We start from the raw sequence: 14,132 nt of genomic DNA, 5'->3' as shown, positions 1-14,132 counted from the left end.
GACAGGGCCCACGCGTGAGTGGCGATCCGGTCACCACACCGGTCCCCGGGCGGCGGCGGGCTCGGACGGTGTGCGTGGCCGCCACCGCCGTGCTGGCGGCGGCCGCCCTGATCGTCGAGCCGCTCATCCGGGCCGTGTTGGCCGGGGGCCGGGTGATCGACCTCGGGATGCTGCAGCTGCGCCTGACCTACAACACCGGGGTCGCGTTCAGCCTGGGAAACCAGCTGCCCACCCCGGTGCTGGTCGCGGTGACCGTGACCGTCACCGCCGGCATCGCGGTCTACGCCTGGCGTACCGCACCGACCAGTTCCGCGGCGGCGGTGATCGGGTTCGCGGCGATCTCCGCCGGGGCCGCCGCCAACGTGATCGACCGCCTCGTCGACGGCAAGGTCACCGACTACCTCCACACCGGCTGGTGGCCGACGTTCAACCTCGCCGACACCTTCATCACCTGCGGTGTCGCTCTGCTCCTCGTCTCACTGTTCGTCGACAGCAGATCCGCCGGCACGCGGGAGGAGGCCACCTCATGAGTTCGATGCCCGTGCCCATCCAGGCCGCATACACCGACGAGATGACCGCAGCCCGCACCGCCGCGGACGACACGACCCGGTGGGCACACCTCGAACGCGCCCACATCCTGTCCCAGCCCTACCCGTGGCCGCACACCCGCAACCATCTCGCCATGCTCGTCCTCGCGCTGCGCCGACGCGACCGCCGCGAGACCCTCGGGCAGGTGGTGCGGATCATCGTCGCCGCCCCCGGCTCCGCGTCGGGCCGCTACCCCGAGGGCAACACCGGCCGCTCCGGTGCCGGGCTGATGACCCCGAGGCCGATGCCGGACGATCTGGCCCGCATCCTCGCCGGAACACCCTGAACCGCATGGGATCGGGCGCACGCGCGTAGCGGGCGCAGGTGGTGCCGGTGATCGGCACCCTCGCCGCCGCGGCCGGCGTGTTCGCCGGCACCGACATCGACGACATCGCGCTGACCGGTGTCGTTCGTCGCCTCGGCGAGCGGGGCCGGCCGCGGCCGTGACAGATCGTCGCCGGCTGGTACCTCTGCTTCCTCGCCCTCGTGGTGATCAGCGTGGTCGCCGCCTCGGCCTGGTCATCGTGCCCGACGACTGGGTCGGGCTCCTCGGCCCTGCTGCCTGGCGCTCGGGGTCCGGGGATTGATCACCCCCGCGCTGCCGCCCGGGATCCGGTCCGGGCGGACAATGAGCCGTACCCGGTTCGTGATGACACAGACCGCGGGGGCAGCCATGACGGACCAGCGGCCGGTCGACCGCACGGCGATCGCCGCCGACCTCGAACGCGCCCGGCGGACGCTGCACGAACTCCTCGACACCGCTTCCGCGACAGATCTCGATCGGCGCTCGCACGGCACCCGCTGGACCAACGAACAGCTGCTGTTCCACATGGTGTTCGGCTACATGGTGGTGCGTCGACTGCGGGTGCTGGTTCGGGTGTTCTCCCGGCTACCCGACCGTGTCGGGCAGCTGCTCGCGCGGGCCCCGGACGCGGCGGCCCCGGTGTTTCACGAGATCAACTACCGCGGGTCGTGCCTGGCGGCCACCGTGTTCGACCGTCACCGGATGGGCCGGCACTGCGACCGTGTCATCGCCGCACCGCAGCGCTCCCTCGCGAAGGAAACGGACGCGAATCTGCGGCGCAGCATGGCCTTCCCGGGGCGCTGGGACCCGTTCTTCACCAACGTGACGACCCTCGAACAGGTGTACCGGTACCCGGGCAAGCACTTCGACTTCCACCGCGAGCAACTCACCCTCGAATGACGCGCACCATCACCCGAGATCAACGGGTGAGCGCCCGCCGAAGATCGTCACCCCGAGACGGGTGGCGTCGCCAGGTCGACGACGATGCCACCGACCTGCGAGTGACCGTCGGCCCACCCTCGGGCGGTGGCGCGGTCGGCGAAGAAGTTCCGGTGCGTGCAGCAGGTGTTCCCGGAGGGCCGTGGCCGGCCGCGGCGCCGACGAACACCACCGCGTGGCCGGGGACGCGGCGGCGGCCTCGCCGTGCACGGTCACGGTGATGGAATCGGCGACAGGGATCGGTGGCGCTCGCCGGCCCAGCCCTCGGAGTCTCTATGTCCGCACGTACGCCTCGGTATCGTCCGACCATTCCCACACGTGACCGTCGTAGGACACGGGTCCGAATTCGTCGTCCGGATCGACCGGCTCGGCTTCCCCGGAATCGATCAGCTCGACCAGGCTCGCCGCGGCGATGGTCGAGGGCTTACCTGATCCGGCACCGGCGACCGCCGCCGCGAGCGGTGTCGGTCACGCCGCGATGTCCGCCGCGATCCACTCGCGCACCCCGTCGAACAGCCTCGCCTCGCCCTTCGGCGATTCGCAGCGCCCGTCAGCATTCGGCTTTTTCTGTATTTCCGTCTGGTTCGTATTCAGTGAGGTACGTCCACTTCCCTGCCGTGAGTCAACGGCGGTTGCGCAAGTACTCGACCCAGCCGGCGAGAAAGCCGCGTGCGTATTCGGCGGCGGCGCCGGCGTCGAGGTGCTCCCCGGCAGGGGTGGTGAACCAGGTCGCACCCCGGCCGCGGCAATAGAGAAGCATCGGCATCGGTGTCCCACCTCCGGGGGCGCACCGCCACCCTGCACCGTCATTCCCGGCGTGGCCCGGTGACATGCCCGGGGATGCGATGATCCCTGCACGCAAGCCGAAAGAACTGCTCGGATCTCAACCGGAGCCGACCGCCGGAATCGCCCGATCTCCCCGGTCACCCCCGAGAGGGGACATTCCCCCGGGGCTGTGTACGAAGCAGCAGAACCTGCCCACCGTGGGCGCCACACCGGTCAACCGGCGAACAGGATTTGGGTGATCTCCGCGTCGCGGCCGTAGAGGTGTGCAGCCTGTACCGTGGCCGCCGCCCGCACCTGGGTCTCGGACACCCGGGCCGCGGTGGTCACCCTCACCCAGCCCAACGTCGTGGCCGGATCCCGGTGCGAGCACACCCGCACCGACCAGTCCACCGTGCCCGCCTCACGCCGGCGCACCGACCCGGTCGACGCCGCCTCGCGTTCGGTGCCCGGCACGGCCGGAGCCCAGCGCCCCGCGAGTGCCTGGACCAGGTTTTCCAGTGCGACGGTGATCCACCGATTCGCGTGTGTCCGACGCTGTCGCGCGGTCATGACCCGGCCCGTCCTTCCCGGCCGCCACGCCCGCGCGAGAATGTGCCCAGCGCGACGAGAACTTAGTCTTTCCCGCTGCCGCGGACCGTCGCGCCCGACTTGCCGGCACCTGCAGCACCTTCACTCTATGCCCCGAGGTCATGACTTTCGCCCGTCCGCGTCCCGGTCCGGGCGTCTTCGCGCCGGTACGGACCCGCCCGGGTGGGCGCCGGCGCCACCGCGCACCGCGACGAGATCCTCCATCGCACGGATGGACCGACACCGCTGCCGGAATAGACGGTGTCACCGAGGTGTCGACGCGGGTGGATCGGGGCGTCACCGTGTCCCCCGGGCTCACCCTCACGCCTCGCAGAATCCCGCTCGGCTGGAGCTGCGGTGCGCCGTTCACCGTGAGGCGACCGGAACGTCCCGATGCCCCCCTCACAGCCCGAAACGGTCGAGGGCTTTCCTCGGCGCCGCACGCGACCGCACCGCAGACGCCCCCCGCCGCCCTCCCCGATCGGGGAGCGGTCCACCGAAGGTGTGAGACCGGCGACAGCCGGGCACTCTCGGATATGGAGCACGACCCAGGCGATGTCTGCCACGAAGCCGGCCTCGGCGGCCGACTGCTCACCTTCGCCGGCGAGGGCGAGTTGTCGATGCTGTCCGACGCGGTGAGTTCCCTGGTGTGCGCTCCCGACACCGACCAGCCCCGCTACGGTGACGTGCTCGAATGGATCGTCACCACCACCGCCGAGGTGATAGCCCTCAAACTGGATCCCCTCGTCCGGGGTGGTATCGCCGACTACGCCATCAAGATCAGAACTTCCGACGGGCAGATCCTCGAGATCGGTGAGTTACCCGCACCGGAATGCCACCTGTGGACAGCGGTCGTCGACGTTCTGACCGGAGACATCCGCCGAGCGCACCACCATCTGGCCCCCGTCATCCATGCCGCCGACCGGGACGAGCGGATCCGGGCACTGGTCGAGGCGGTCGCCTGGCTCGATCGACTGCTCGACATACCGGCATTTCCCGAATCCGATACCGCAACCGGATAGACCGTACGAGCGGCGCCACAGCGTCGCGGCCGACCAGGGCTGCGGCGCACACCGGATCGGTCGGCGCGAGGGATCACTCCGAGCAGTATCGAGGTAGTCCGGTTCCTGGACATCCACAAGTCCGCGAGTACGTGTGATTATTCGGAATTTCGGAATGTTCCCTGAGCGGCGGTATCTGTCCATGTGGAAGTGGGAGGTGGCGTGCCGTGCACCCTTTCCTTCCACGCCGGTCGAGGTGGGGTTCGGTACCACCGCAGACAGTACGGGCGGCCGGTGCGACGTGGTCTCCGCTCTCTCGACTGCCGGGCGGCAGACACAGGGATCATCCCGGATGGGGGGCTATCGCGGCTCGATCGGGTCCGATGCCGTAGCGAAAGCGCGCAGTTCCCGCAGTTCGGTGCGCAGTTCGTCGGCACGTTCGCGGGCGGCATCGACCTGGGCGCGGGCCGCGGCGGTCTCGGCGCGGGCGCCCGCGAGATCGGCGCGCACGGCCTCGGTGCGATCCCGCTCGGCGGCGGTGGCGGCGCGGGCGGCGGCCAGGTCGGCTTCGAGCCGGCCGACGGTGGCGGCGGCCTGATCGGCGTCGGCGCGGAGCCGGGCGAGCTGGTCGCGCTGCTGTTCGAGGAGGGCCTCGAGGTCGGCGGTTCGCCGACGGTGCGCCGCCTCCGAGTCCTCGAACCGGGTCGTCCACGCATTCAGGGCCGCGGCGTGGTCGGCGTGCAGGCGGTCGAGTTCGTCCCGCTGTTCGCGGCGGGCCGCGGCGAGTTGTGCGGTGGCGTCGTCGGCCTGCGCGAGCGCGGCGGCCGCGGCCGCGTCCGCGTCGGCGCGCTCGTCCAGGGCAGCGTCGAGTTGCTCGCGCAGCCCGGCGATCTCGGCACCGGCATCGGCGCGGACCTTGTCGGCGTCGGCCTGCACCCGGCGCAGGTGCGCCTCGAGCGCGGCCGGGTCGGCCAGCAGCGCGGTGGCCGCGGTGATCGACGCGGCCACCTCGCTCAGGCGTGCGAGGGCGGCCTGGGTTTCCTGTCGCAGCAGCGGCACCGCCTCGGCGAGGGTGGTCACGGCCGCGGCCGGATCGGTGGGGGTGGCCGCCTCGATCCGCTCGGCGCGGGCCGCCTCCTTCTGCCGTTGCCGCCAGGCCCGGACCCGGTCCGCGTCCGAGGCGTACTCGCGGCGCCGCCCTCCCCTACTGCCCTCGGTCATCGCCCCGCCCTCCGCTCGCGTCCTGAGCCCCGATCGATGCTACCTCGTACGTACCGTTTCATACGTAATATGATACGTACGAAACGATCGAGCCGAACAGCCCCGATCGCGGGTGGGCGGGTGACACCGCCCGTTCCTTCTCGCGGGGGCCGCGGCGGTGGTCGCCGCTCCTCCTCGGCTTGAGGGGGTCAGCACGCCGGGTCGAGGCCGCCCAGGTCGGGGAGGCAGTCGTCGACGGCGGCCGCGATCGTGGCGTGGTGTTCGTAGTCGTCGATCCACTCGAGCACCCCGCCGGGGTCGTCCTGGCCGGCGGTGACACCGATCCGCGCCTGGGCGTCGATCGTCAGATTCACGAACGGTGCGTGCGCCCCGGCCCGGTCGGTGTCGCGGACGAGGCGGCGCAGTGCGGCGGCGCCGGCGATCACCGCATCGACCTCGGTGGCGGCGGTGCCGGAGGCCTCGGCGACGGCCGGATCACAGGTGACGGTCCAGGTGTGCACGAGCGGGTCCTCCTTCTGGTCGGTACCGCTTCGGTGCACGCCAGTGTGCCCGGCCGCCCCGGCCGCGACCGGGGCGCACACAGGCGGTAGGGCCGGTTCTGTGGAGAACCGGGCCTACTGTGGACAACTCACTGGGGGAGTCAGCGGCCACCGCCCTGGGCGAGGGCCTTCTCGGTGGCCGGGAGCAGCACCGACCGGGCCACCTGCACGGTGCGGGCCAGCTCGGCGACGAACGCGGCGTGTCCGGCCTTGTCGAAGAACCGGAAGGTCAGCGGCCCGGCCTCCACGTCGACCCAGTGGACGTGACGGCGACGCTGCGAATCGAACGCCCCACCGGCGGTGACCTTGGAGGTGGGCACCTGGGACCAGTTCACCGTCACCACATGCTCGTCGGCAGTGAAGCGGTCCGGGCGCAGCAGGAACTGCTCGGGCAATGCCATAAGAAACCCGCCGGTGACGGGGCGGCGCAACACCGCCACCAGGCCCCGGGCGACGGCCGGGTCGGTGAAGACCATCCGCACCGCGCCGATGGTGGCGAACACCGCCGCGCTCGCGGTCAGCGCGCTGGTCACATCCAGCCGCACCTCCTGCGACGCTCCGGCGATCATGACGGTGGTGCGGGTGGTCAAGCTCGGGAAGCTCGGGGTCTGCGGCGGGGTCATGGTGACCTTCCTGCTGGAGGTGAGAACCGGCGCGGGTCCGCCTGTTCTTTTGCCCTTCTGGCAGGGAGCATTTGGACCGGCATGAGGGCCGTGGAGTGCAACTTCTGGGACGGAAAAATCTGGCCGGAGCGCAGCGGAGGAGAGAATTTTCCGGGCCGTAGGCCGCGCAGCGCCCAGGGGTTGCGCGCAGCGGACCGCCGGTCAAAATCGGAAGGCCAGAAGGGAAAAAGAAAGCCCTTCTACAGGGCGGAGCGCAGCGGAGCTCGATTCGGCGTGCGCCGCAGGCGCACCGAGGACCGCGCCCGAGGTCGACGACACCCCTGTCGGCAAAGCGCGCCGGTGCGCGCCACGAGATCACGGCCACGAAGGCTCCTGCACACCCCACCAGGGCGGGCCCCACTTCCTCTGGAGTGAGGCGGCGGCCGTCGTGCCGGCGGCGCAGCGCGCTCGTCCCTCTCCCCTGCGCCGTGCCGGTGTCGCTGGGGCATGTTGACCGGGTGACGGCCCGACGGCAGATCCTCTCACGGGGCGGGAAGGCTGTAGCCGAGCGAGGCCGGTCTGCAAAGCCGTTGCCGTCCGGAAAGGCCACAGCGAGAGGGTGTTTCCGGCCGGGCCGCGGCGCACGGAGCCTGGGAGGCACCCGCTCGGCGCGTTATAGCGCTACAACGCCCGAATTGGCGCCAAGAGACGTCCACGTTTCCGCCGGGCGCCACCATGCAAAGGTAGTTCCTGTGGAAGCCACCGCCGCCCCCGCAGCGGGTGAGGTTCGCCGTGGGCGCGGCGGATGGCGGTACGCGTGCGTTCTCCTGATCGACGTGAATCCGACCTTCGGGTGCGCGCGCCGGCAGGGCGCGTACCGACGTCGTCGGCGGCACTGAAGGCTGTGCCGGGGGTGTTGCTCCGGTCGGGGATTACAGGTCGAACAGGGAGAACTGGTCGGCTTGGGCTTGGGTTTCGGTGTCGCGGCGGTGCCGGTCGGCCATGGCGCGGGCGAGGTCTTCGGTGCAGCCGAGTTCGGTGGCGACCTCGCTCCAGTCGTGGCCGTCGTGGCGCAGCTGCCACGCCCACTGGTGCAGCTGTTCGTCGGTCTCCATGCCGGGCACCCCCTCTCGATGACCGGGGGCGCTCTCGCCCCGTGACTCGCGAGCTGCCGCGATCGTAACCGAGGCGGCACAGGTTCTTGGGCAGGCGCGCCGAGGAGGCTCCGGCCAGGTTGGGAGCCGTGCGTGGGTCGTGCCGGCAGGACCGGCCCCGGCATTCAGTGGGGCTCGGCGGAAAGCCGGTCCGGACCGGGCAGGTCGCGGACTACCGGCGGATGCGGGGCGGGCTGTAGTGATCGGCGACAATGCCGGGGGCCGGATACCGGAGGAAGAAGGTGTGATGCCAACCGTGGAGATCTTCGTCGACGAGGCGAAGACCAAGGACTATCTGATCTGCGCGGTGGTGGTGCCTTCCGAGGATCCGGCTCCCCGCCCGCAAGACGATGCGGACGCTCGAGGCCGCACAACCGCCGATCAGCTGCACCGCCGCGACGAGCGCCCGACAGAACCGGCGGATCGTGGCGGCCTTCGCCCGCACACCGGAAGATCCGGCAGGCTCACCTGTTCACCGCCCCGATCGCCGGTCGCCCGCACCGGCCGGTCCGTGACCGGTTGCTGGCCGCGTTGGCGGTGCACAGTACGAAGTTCGGGGCGCGCCGCATCCTGGTCGAATCCTGTGCCCAGGACGAGCAGGATCCCGCGGCGCTCACCGGCGCCCTCGCCCGAGTGGGGGCGCCCACGACGGTCCGGGCGAGGGTGGACCGTCCGCACGCACACGAGTTGCTGTGGGCCGCGGACCTGATCGCGTACGCCTACACCGCCGGCGGGCAGCTGCGGCGCGCGATCGACTCGCTGGTCAGCGCGGCTCGGGTGCGGTAGACAAGCGCAAAGACCGGGCGACCACGCAAAACGTGCGGGCTCCCGGCCTCACTTTCCTCGACTCTTCGCCAGGACACCTTCAACGATAGCGGGCCACTCCCCCACCGCCCCGCACCACGGATTCGAGGATGCCATGGGAACCGGGGCCGGACCGTCACGTGACACCGACCGCCGCACTACGCGGACCCCCAGGGAGGCTCGACACGGCGAGACACTTCCGCCTCCTGCGAGCCACCCTCAGCGCGGTCGTTGCATCCTCCGGATAGGCCGGCGCCCCGGCGACGGGGGGTGTAGCGCCGGGGCACGCGGGCCCCGCACATCCGAGGGGACCGTGCGCGACCCTGGCGACACTACACACACCCCCGCCGCCCCGTGTCCTGCGGCGGGGTGTCGGACCGGCGTCGTACGCTGCCAGGTGAACGCCCCGGCACCCAGCAACCTGGGCGTTCGCCCGTTTAATGAGCGAGTTGGCAGATCCTTCGCTACCCGATCGGTTTGCGCGAGTCGGACAGATAGTCAAGGTCCAAACTTTCGGTGGTCAGGTACCGCGAGAGCGGAAAGTCATCGACCGCTGCGAGTTCTGCCGTGACAGACTTAATAACGCAAGTGAGCCCCTGCTTGGATGAGGTTTCTTCACACTGGAGCGCCCAGGCCTCCGCGAGATATTGCCAGGCGAAATAGTTTTCGGTCGGGGTACGGCCGTCTCCGGTAAGGTACTCCGCGTAGGCGTTGATCTGGTGGGCGGAAGTCTTCCCGATCAAATTGGTCAGGGCGTCCGGGCACGTGCCGATGTCGTCGGGGTCTGACGGGACTAGGTCGGGTTCAAGGATGACGATGAGTGTCAGTTCATACGGCGATTTCGCCCAGTCCTCGCACTGCACTCTGAACGAGTGGACCCCCATCAAGGCTTGGCCAAGCGGTGACTGCTCCTTGCGTGCCTTAGACTGGAGGGCCTTCGTGAGCGGCTTCAGGCACTCGACTACTTCGTCGGGATAGGCGAAGCGGCCGAACCGGCGGGCGATCGAGAAGGCGAACTCGCGGATCTCCGGGTCCGTTTTGACTCCTGCTACACGCTCACACGAAAGCAGCGCTGTCTTGGACACCGTGGTGATTCCATCCAGGTCAGCAAAGAAGCCTGAGCCAATTTGCGGCACGGCTACGTACTGAGGCCGCTTCCCGGCCGCGGCCTCTCTCACGTCGTCGGGATGCTCCAAACGCACCACGGGGGCGATCTGGATGCGGCCTCGGCTCGGCAGTGACGCATCGCAGGACTGGCTCACGACAACTGCGCCGTGCGCTGTCTCGACCGGTCGAGGGTTCCAAGCCCAGTCGAAAACGAATGACTTCGCATCCCGAAATACATCCCCCTGCCGCCAGTCGCGACACGAGTCGCCGAGTTCAGGCGCGGCCACCATTGCCGCCTGATCCGATTCGCTTCCCTTAGCGCGACGCCGTTTGCATACCCTCCCAAAACTCCACACCACTATCGATCGACTCCGCCCACCTGCGTACGAAGGGGCTCACGGACCGCAGCCACCAGGCGCTCAGGACCGAACGGGGCACCCCAGGTCGGGCCGACGGAACGTTCACGGCGGAGACGGTCGACAATGCTCAAACCGTCCGACTCCACCTGCAGGAGGCGTGCCCGAACCTTCTCAGGTGTTGGCTGCGAAATCTCGGACTCGACACGACGAACGATCGCCGAGAACTCCCGCAGACGGCGTGCATTGGATTCGTTTAACCGGCCACCATTTGCCCACATGTGCACTGCACGACGAGAAACGCTTAACACCTTGCCCAACTGGTCCCATGTGAGCCCTGAGTGCTCCTTGATCCATGTGACCTCTTCGCGATCACTTCTGGACTCAGCATCCCCTACAACGCGCGAGACAACCGCTTTGGACGTCGGAGCCTCCAGTGGAGCAAGTTCACCCCGCTCGGTCCGGCCCATTGTCACGAAAGATGCAATCGGAGGGTTGTGGCCGCCAATTGAAGTCCCGTTCAAGCCGCCTAGCATGGCGATACTAGTCAGTAGAAGGGTCGCACCCGCCTTGCTCGCGTGCGGCCAAGGCAGCGCCTTGCATGACGTCGGGGCGTTGGTTCCAAACTCACTGAACTGGTACTCGGCAACCGGATCGCGGCAGTCGAGAACCTCTGTTGTGGGGGTGGTCATTGCTGCCCTCCGAAGGCTAAGAGGAACTCCTCGGTCACGGCCCAACGGAAGAACTGATACCCCCGACGCGCCAACGCTCGAACATCCTCGTAGAGGTTCTCGCCACGCTGGGTATTAGGTGCCGACTCGTGAAACGAATCCATGTCGAGCACCCATGTCGAGTAGCTGTAAGGGGGGCGCGCACTGTCGATACTCGCGCCTGCTGGAAGCAATCCCCAGCGCGCAAGGAAGGCCCCGCCGTCAAGGAACCGGTATTGCGCTTCACTGAGAGCCGAGACGAGCGCTGCCTCGGCATCCTGGGCCATTGAGACACCAAGCACCTCCGGTCGGAGAAGTTCCGGGAGTCGCTTCAAATGGTCTGGGTCGGTCAATTGGTTGGCGTATCGAACTCCGAGGCGTTCAATGTACGGCACAGAGACTTGCCGGTTCAGGGCTTCCCACGCCTCGGCGAGGCGGCGGGCGAAGTCGCTGCGGTGAACGTAGTTCGTGGTGTCGATGCTGAGGAAAGTGCCACTGAAACTGATCTGCCAGGCGCGGTCGGCGCTCATAAGACGCCACAGTCGTGTGGCGCTACGGTTCTCCCTGGCCCCTTCGGAGGTAACAGTCACAGAGACTTCCTGGCCGACCTCCATCAGTGGATACTGCTCGGCGAGCGCCGTAGCAATACCTGTTGCCACCGCATCCTCATTGATCGTGAACTGCGTGAGGTGTGGAAAGCGGATCTGCGCGATGGTGCGCACAAGCGGAGCCGAGGGCAACGGAATGTTGCCCGGCTCTTCGACGGCGAAGGGATGGGGGGTTGGCGCCATGCTTCACAGTTTACTTCACACTTCTGGAGGTTGGTGAAGTGGTGAAATTCCCATGCCATGAGATCTCGGGGCGGACGCGCCGCACCATGAGGTGTGCGCATCGCCCAGGAAGCGCCGGGGGTCACGACGTCCGCATCGATGGAGGTCACGCCTCTCCAGTCATTCCGCGCACGCAGACCGGAAGGGATGATATTTCCCCGCCAGGTCAACCCACAAGATGACTTGCATCTGACGGTCAATGCCCGCACCGACCGGTGGCATGAATACAAGTCGAAAGCGCAGTCCTGGCGTCACCGGGTACCGACCGGTCCGTGCGGCGGCCACACAGCATGACGCGTGGCCCAGATCGGCGCCTGGTCACACCGACACCAGTTGCTCCTCGCGTGCGGTGATCGCGTCGAGGGGAAGCAGCACCACCGGAGGGATCTCGAAGCCTTCGGCATAGGCGGCGTTCTTGAAGCGCTGCCAGCGTCGGCACACCGTGGACGGGGACGGGGTGTCCTCCAGCTCGGTGGCCACCTGCGCATAGGTCAGCTGCGGGCGGTCCAGCAGGATCGCCGCGACCTCCTTCTCCTCACTGCGCAGCGTGCACCCGGCCAGGAACTCGCGTAGGCCGTCGACCGTCTGGCGATAGCCACCGGACGTCGGCGCGAGAGTCGGCTCGGGCGGCGCCTCGATCGGGGCCGGGGCCTGCACGACGGCCTCCCCCGGTGCCTCCTCGTCGGGGCGCCCGGTGCCTTGCGGCTGCACCGTTGCAGGCGGGGCGGCAACAATGGAGGCATTGGTGTGCACGCGTGCACCGGGGTACTGCACGTCGGGCCCGACGGGTGCATCCACGGCGGGGTCGTGCACCCCGGGTGCACCGTGTGCAGTCGCGGGCGGCTCCTGGTGGGCGGTCGGGTGCGCGTCGTGCACCGCCTCGTTGTAGCGGCCGCGTTCGACGGCCAGCGCCCGCACGATCGTGGTGAACAGATGCAACAGGGCCAGGAACAGCAACGGCACGATCATGGCAATGCAGGCGGCGATGGCAGCCGGTTGCGGCTGGTACCCGACATCGACACCGGCCGCGGCCTGCGCGTGCCGCTGCCCGGCCAGGCGGAAGGCGTGGTAGCCGTTGCCGGCCACGCTGAGCAGGACCGTGCCCGTGGCCAGGGCCTTGCAGTACAGGCGGGCACCGCGGTAGTCGTCGTCGGTCCCCAGTGCAACGAGGGCAAGGGCGGCGGCGGCCTGTGCAACGTCGAGTGCCACCGGCGCCATCCAGGCCAGTTCGGGGCGCACGCCGATTTCCAGGGTGAGCTGGCGCAACGCGTCGAACGACAGGGTGAATGCCAGCGCTGCAAGCACCAGCGTCATCGCTGCAACAGCACCGAGGGCCGTGGTCTTCGAGTGCAATCGTCGGCGTGCACTCTGCACGAGATCGTCCTTCATGGCGAAGTTGTTCTTCCTTTAAGAGTGCCGTTGCGGTCGGGTCTTGTGGGCAGCGCAAACAGCTTGACCACAGTGCACTTAGCTATGCGCGCAACGCACGGCATGCAAGACATGCAACGCGTGCATGCGGTGGTCACAGTCCGTGCTTGTCGAGGTATTCCTCAAGAGCCTTGTCGGTAAGCGACGCCTCGCTGATCGTCCGATCCCCGGTTTCGTAGCGGAGCTTGTCCACTCCCCTGCGAAGCCGCGCTTTGAGGCTGGGGCGGATCCGCGTGTTGTGAGTCATGGTGAGACCCTCTGGTCCCTGCTCCCCCGCGGTGACGCTCGACGCCGGCCCCGCGGGAGATGGAAGGGGTGCAACATCCGACCGGAGAGGCCGCTCCGGGAGGTCTTCGGCCGGGTGAGTCTTGCGGATCGCCGGTTGCCGTTGAGCCGTCACTGTGCGCCTCCGGAAAGAATCGCGAGTTCGGTAAGGAGATCGCTGTATGCGGTCTGGAGGGAAAGAGCGCGTCCGCCACGGAACTGATGGATGGGCTGACGGAGGCTGTGGGCGTCCTGGCGGGCCGCCAACTCCGGAATGATCGTGCGAGCTACGAGATCGCCGTAGCTGTCCCGAAGTTCCTGCTCGCGAAAGATGTGTTCTCCGGTGTTGCGGCGCCGACTGAGGACTACCTTGTCGAAAGCCAGCTTCGGGTTGGCGCGTTTGCGGACAGTGCGGATGGTTTCGTCGAGTTTCTCAACGCCTTGCACGCTGTCGATTGTCGGCTCGGTGACGGCCACTACCCCGTCCGCGGCGATGAGGACCGCGAACAGCACTTTGCCGAGACTGGGCGCGCAGTCGAACAGAACGATGTCGTAGGGGCTTAGGTCCAGACCCTCGAAGGCGATGTCCAGGCGGAACACGAGATCGTTCGATCCGTCCGATTCGATCTTGCCCAGTTCTTCGTCCGCCGGGATGAGGTCGACGCCTTCCCACTCTGTTGCAACAACGGCGTCCGCGGCACTTCCTTCCGCCGTGCTGTTCATCAGGTGGTAGGTGGTAAGCATGCCTGCATCAACGGTGACGCCAAGGCCGTTGGTTGCGTTGCCCTGCGAGTCGGCGTCGATGACCAGGACTTTGCCACCTTTGGCGGACACCGCACTTGCGAGCCCGAGGGCCGTTGCGGTCTTCCCTACGCCGCCTTTCTGGTTGGCGATAGCGATTTTGCGCGGTTGCATTGCAAGCCTTTCGGTCA

16 protein-coding genes are annotated in these 14,132 nt (G+C 68.3%); 5 read left to right on the top strand and 11 right to left on the bottom strand.

Going from position 1 to position 14,132, the window contains the following annotated elements; translation table 11 throughout:
• Nucleotides 1–14 precede the first annotated feature (14 nt).
• The 3 genes from lspA (at nucleotide 15) to RZ1_RS12760 (ending at nucleotide 1,792) form a co-directional block, all read left to right on the top strand.
• Nucleotides 15–530: a signal peptidase II gene (lspA, locus tag RZ1_RS12770; RefSeq protein ID WP_072812391.1), complete on the top strand. Its 516-nt coding sequence runs from the start codon at nucleotides 15–17 to the stop codon at nucleotides 528–530.
• Entirely contained in the window at nucleotides 527–874 is a 348-nt protein-coding gene (locus RZ1_RS12765; RefSeq protein ID WP_072812389.1) for a DUF3703 domain-containing protein, read from the top strand. The genes lspA and RZ1_RS12765 overlap by 4 nt, the downstream gene beginning before the upstream one ends.
• Nucleotides 875–1,261: 387 nt before the next feature.
• The gene (locus RZ1_RS12760; protein ID WP_072812552.1) at nucleotides 1,262–1,792 is read left to right on the top strand and encodes a DinB family protein; all 531 of its coding nucleotides are present in this window, start codon (nucleotides 1,262–1,264) and stop codon (nucleotides 1,790–1,792) included.
• A gap of 661 nt (nucleotides 1,793–2,453) precedes the next feature.
• On the opposite strand, the gene RZ1_RS30520 is transcribed toward RZ1_RS12760, so the two are convergent.
• Both RZ1_RS30520 and RZ1_RS12750 read right to left on the bottom strand, forming a co-directional pair.
• On the bottom strand, nucleotides 2,454–2,597 hold the full coding sequence (locus RZ1_RS30520) for a hypothetical protein (protein ID WP_169917939.1): 144 nt from the start codon (nucleotides 2,595–2,597) through the stop codon (nucleotides 2,454–2,456).
• A 233-nt stretch (nucleotides 2,598–2,830) separates the two neighbouring features.
• Entirely contained in the window at nucleotides 2,831–3,166 is a 336-nt protein-coding gene (locus tag RZ1_RS12750) for a hypothetical protein (protein WP_072812387.1), read from the bottom strand.
• Between the two features lie 554 nt (nucleotides 3,167–3,720).
• On the opposite strand from RZ1_RS12750, the gene RZ1_RS12745 reads away from it, so the two are divergent.
• Nucleotides 3,721–4,206 carry a hypothetical protein gene (locus tag RZ1_RS12745; RefSeq protein WP_072812385.1) on the top strand — a complete coding sequence of 162 codons (486 nt, stop codon included), beginning with the start codon at nucleotides 3,721–3,723 and terminating at the stop codon, nucleotides 4,204–4,206.
• 339 nt (nucleotides 4,207–4,545) lie between these two features.
• Here the strand turns inward: RZ1_RS12745 and RZ1_RS12740 are convergent, their stop codons facing one another.
• From RZ1_RS12740 to RZ1_RS12725, 4 genes are all read right to left on the bottom strand, one after another.
• Nucleotides 4,546–5,406: a coiled-coil domain-containing protein gene (locus RZ1_RS12740; RefSeq protein WP_072812384.1), complete on the bottom strand. Its 861-nt coding sequence runs from the start codon at nucleotides 5,404–5,406 to the stop codon at nucleotides 4,546–4,548.
• A gap of 188 nt (nucleotides 5,407–5,594) precedes the next feature.
• The gene (locus RZ1_RS12735) at nucleotides 5,595–5,906 is read right to left on the bottom strand and encodes a hypothetical protein (RefSeq protein WP_072812550.1); all 312 of its coding nucleotides are present in this window, start codon (nucleotides 5,904–5,906) and stop codon (nucleotides 5,595–5,597) included.
• A 140-nt stretch (nucleotides 5,907–6,046) separates the two neighbouring features.
• A complete protein-coding gene (locus tag RZ1_RS12730) occupies nucleotides 6,047–6,568 on the bottom strand; it encodes a hypothetical protein (protein ID WP_072812382.1) in 522 nt (173 codons plus the stop codon).
• A gap of 911 nt (nucleotides 6,569–7,479) precedes the next feature.
• Complete coding sequence (locus RZ1_RS12725) at nucleotides 7,480–7,662, bottom strand: hypothetical protein (RefSeq protein ID WP_072812380.1); 183 nt, start codon at nucleotides 7,660–7,662, stop codon at nucleotides 7,480–7,482.
• Between the two features lie 570 nt (nucleotides 7,663–8,232).
• Between RZ1_RS12725 and RZ1_RS31295 the strand changes: the two genes are divergently transcribed.
• Nucleotides 8,233–8,487, top strand: coding sequence for a hypothetical protein (locus RZ1_RS31295; RefSeq protein ID WP_139281823.1), 255 nt, complete (start codon nucleotides 8,233–8,235; stop codon nucleotides 8,485–8,487).
• A gap of 482 nt (nucleotides 8,488–8,969) precedes the next feature.
• Here the strand turns inward: RZ1_RS31295 and RZ1_RS12710 are convergent, their stop codons facing one another.
• From RZ1_RS12710 to RZ1_RS12690, 5 genes are all read right to left on the bottom strand, one after another.
• Nucleotides 8,970–9,767 (bottom strand): hypothetical protein, encoded by a 798-nt coding sequence (locus RZ1_RS12710; RefSeq protein ID WP_072812375.1) that lies wholly within the window; start codon nucleotides 9,765–9,767, stop codon nucleotides 8,970–8,972.
• A gap of 889 nt (nucleotides 9,768–10,656) precedes the next feature.
• Nucleotides 10,657–11,469 (bottom strand): TIGR04255 family protein, encoded by an 813-nt coding sequence (locus tag RZ1_RS12705; protein ID WP_083583667.1) that lies wholly within the window; start codon nucleotides 11,467–11,469, stop codon nucleotides 10,657–10,659.
• 357 nt (nucleotides 11,470–11,826) lie between these two features.
• On the bottom strand, nucleotides 11,827–12,897 hold the full coding sequence (locus tag RZ1_RS12700) for a DUF2637 domain-containing protein (RefSeq protein ID WP_238072226.1): 1,071 nt from the start codon (nucleotides 12,895–12,897) through the stop codon (nucleotides 11,827–11,829).
• Between the two features lie 133 nt (nucleotides 12,898–13,030).
• Nucleotides 13,031–13,183 carry a hypothetical protein gene (locus RZ1_RS31290; RefSeq protein ID WP_006933579.1) on the bottom strand — a complete coding sequence of 51 codons (153 nt, stop codon included), beginning with the start codon at nucleotides 13,181–13,183 and terminating at the stop codon, nucleotides 13,031–13,033.
• Between the two features lie 149 nt (nucleotides 13,184–13,332).
• Nucleotides 13,333–14,115: a ParA family protein gene (locus RZ1_RS12690; protein WP_072812370.1), complete on the bottom strand. Its 783-nt coding sequence runs from the start codon at nucleotides 14,113–14,115 to the stop codon at nucleotides 13,333–13,335.
• Nucleotides 14,116–14,132: the final 17 nt, after the last annotated feature.

It is taken from the genome of Rhodococcus zopfii NBRC 100606 = JCM 9919 (genome assembly GCF_001895025.1).
Lineage (GTDB): Bacteria > Actinomycetota > Actinomycetes > Mycobacteriales > Mycobacteriaceae > Rhodococcus > Rhodococcus zopfii.
The sequence above is the reverse complement of the archived record's forward strand: the minus strand, read 5'-3'. Positions and strand labels throughout refer to the sequence as shown.

What these genes read in the sequence shown, in the direction of transcription:
- RZ1_RS12740 (WP_072812384.1), bottom strand. Translation starts at nt 5,406, where the DNA reads ATGACCGAGGGCAGTAGGGGAGGGCGGCGCCGCGAGTACGCCTCGGAC.
- RZ1_RS12730 (WP_072812382.1), bottom strand. Translation starts at nt 6,568, where the DNA reads ATGACCCCGCCGCAGACCCCGAGCTTCCCGAGCTTGACCACCCGCACC.
- RZ1_RS30520 (WP_169917939.1), bottom strand. Translation starts at nt 2,597, where the DNA reads ATGCCGATGCTTCTCTATTGCCGCGGCCGGGGTGCGACCTGGTTCACC.
- RZ1_RS12690 (WP_072812370.1), bottom strand. Translation starts at nt 14,115, where the DNA reads ATGCAACCGCGCAAAATCGCTATCGCCAACCAGAAAGGCGGCGTAGGG.
- RZ1_RS12750 (WP_072812387.1), bottom strand. Translation starts at nt 3,166, where the DNA reads ATGACCGCGCGACAGCGTCGGACACACGCGAATCGGTGGATCACCGTC.
- RZ1_RS31290 (WP_006933579.1), bottom strand. Translation starts at nt 13,183, where the DNA reads ATGACTCACAACACGCGGATCCGCCCCAGCCTCAAAGCGCGGCTTCGC.
- RZ1_RS12745 (WP_072812385.1), top strand. Translation starts at nt 3,721, where the DNA reads ATGGAGCACGACCCAGGCGATGTCTGCCACGAAGCCGGCCTCGGCGGC.
- RZ1_RS12760 (WP_072812552.1), top strand. Translation starts at nt 1,262, where the DNA reads ATGACGGACCAGCGGCCGGTCGACCGCACGGCGATCGCCGCCGACCTC.
- RZ1_RS12725 (WP_072812380.1), bottom strand. Translation starts at nt 7,662, where the DNA reads ATGGAGACCGACGAACAGCTGCACCAGTGGGCGTGGCAGCTGCGCCAC.
- RZ1_RS12765 (WP_072812389.1), top strand. Translation starts at nt 527, where the DNA reads ATGAGTTCGATGCCCGTGCCCATCCAGGCCGCATACACCGACGAGATG.
- RZ1_RS12700 (WP_238072226.1), bottom strand. Translation starts at nt 12,897, where the DNA reads ATGAAGGACGATCTCGTGCAGAGTGCACGCCGACGATTGCACTCGAAG.
- RZ1_RS12705 (WP_083583667.1), bottom strand. Translation starts at nt 11,469, where the DNA reads ATGGCGCCAACCCCCCATCCCTTCGCCGTCGAAGAGCCGGGCAACATT.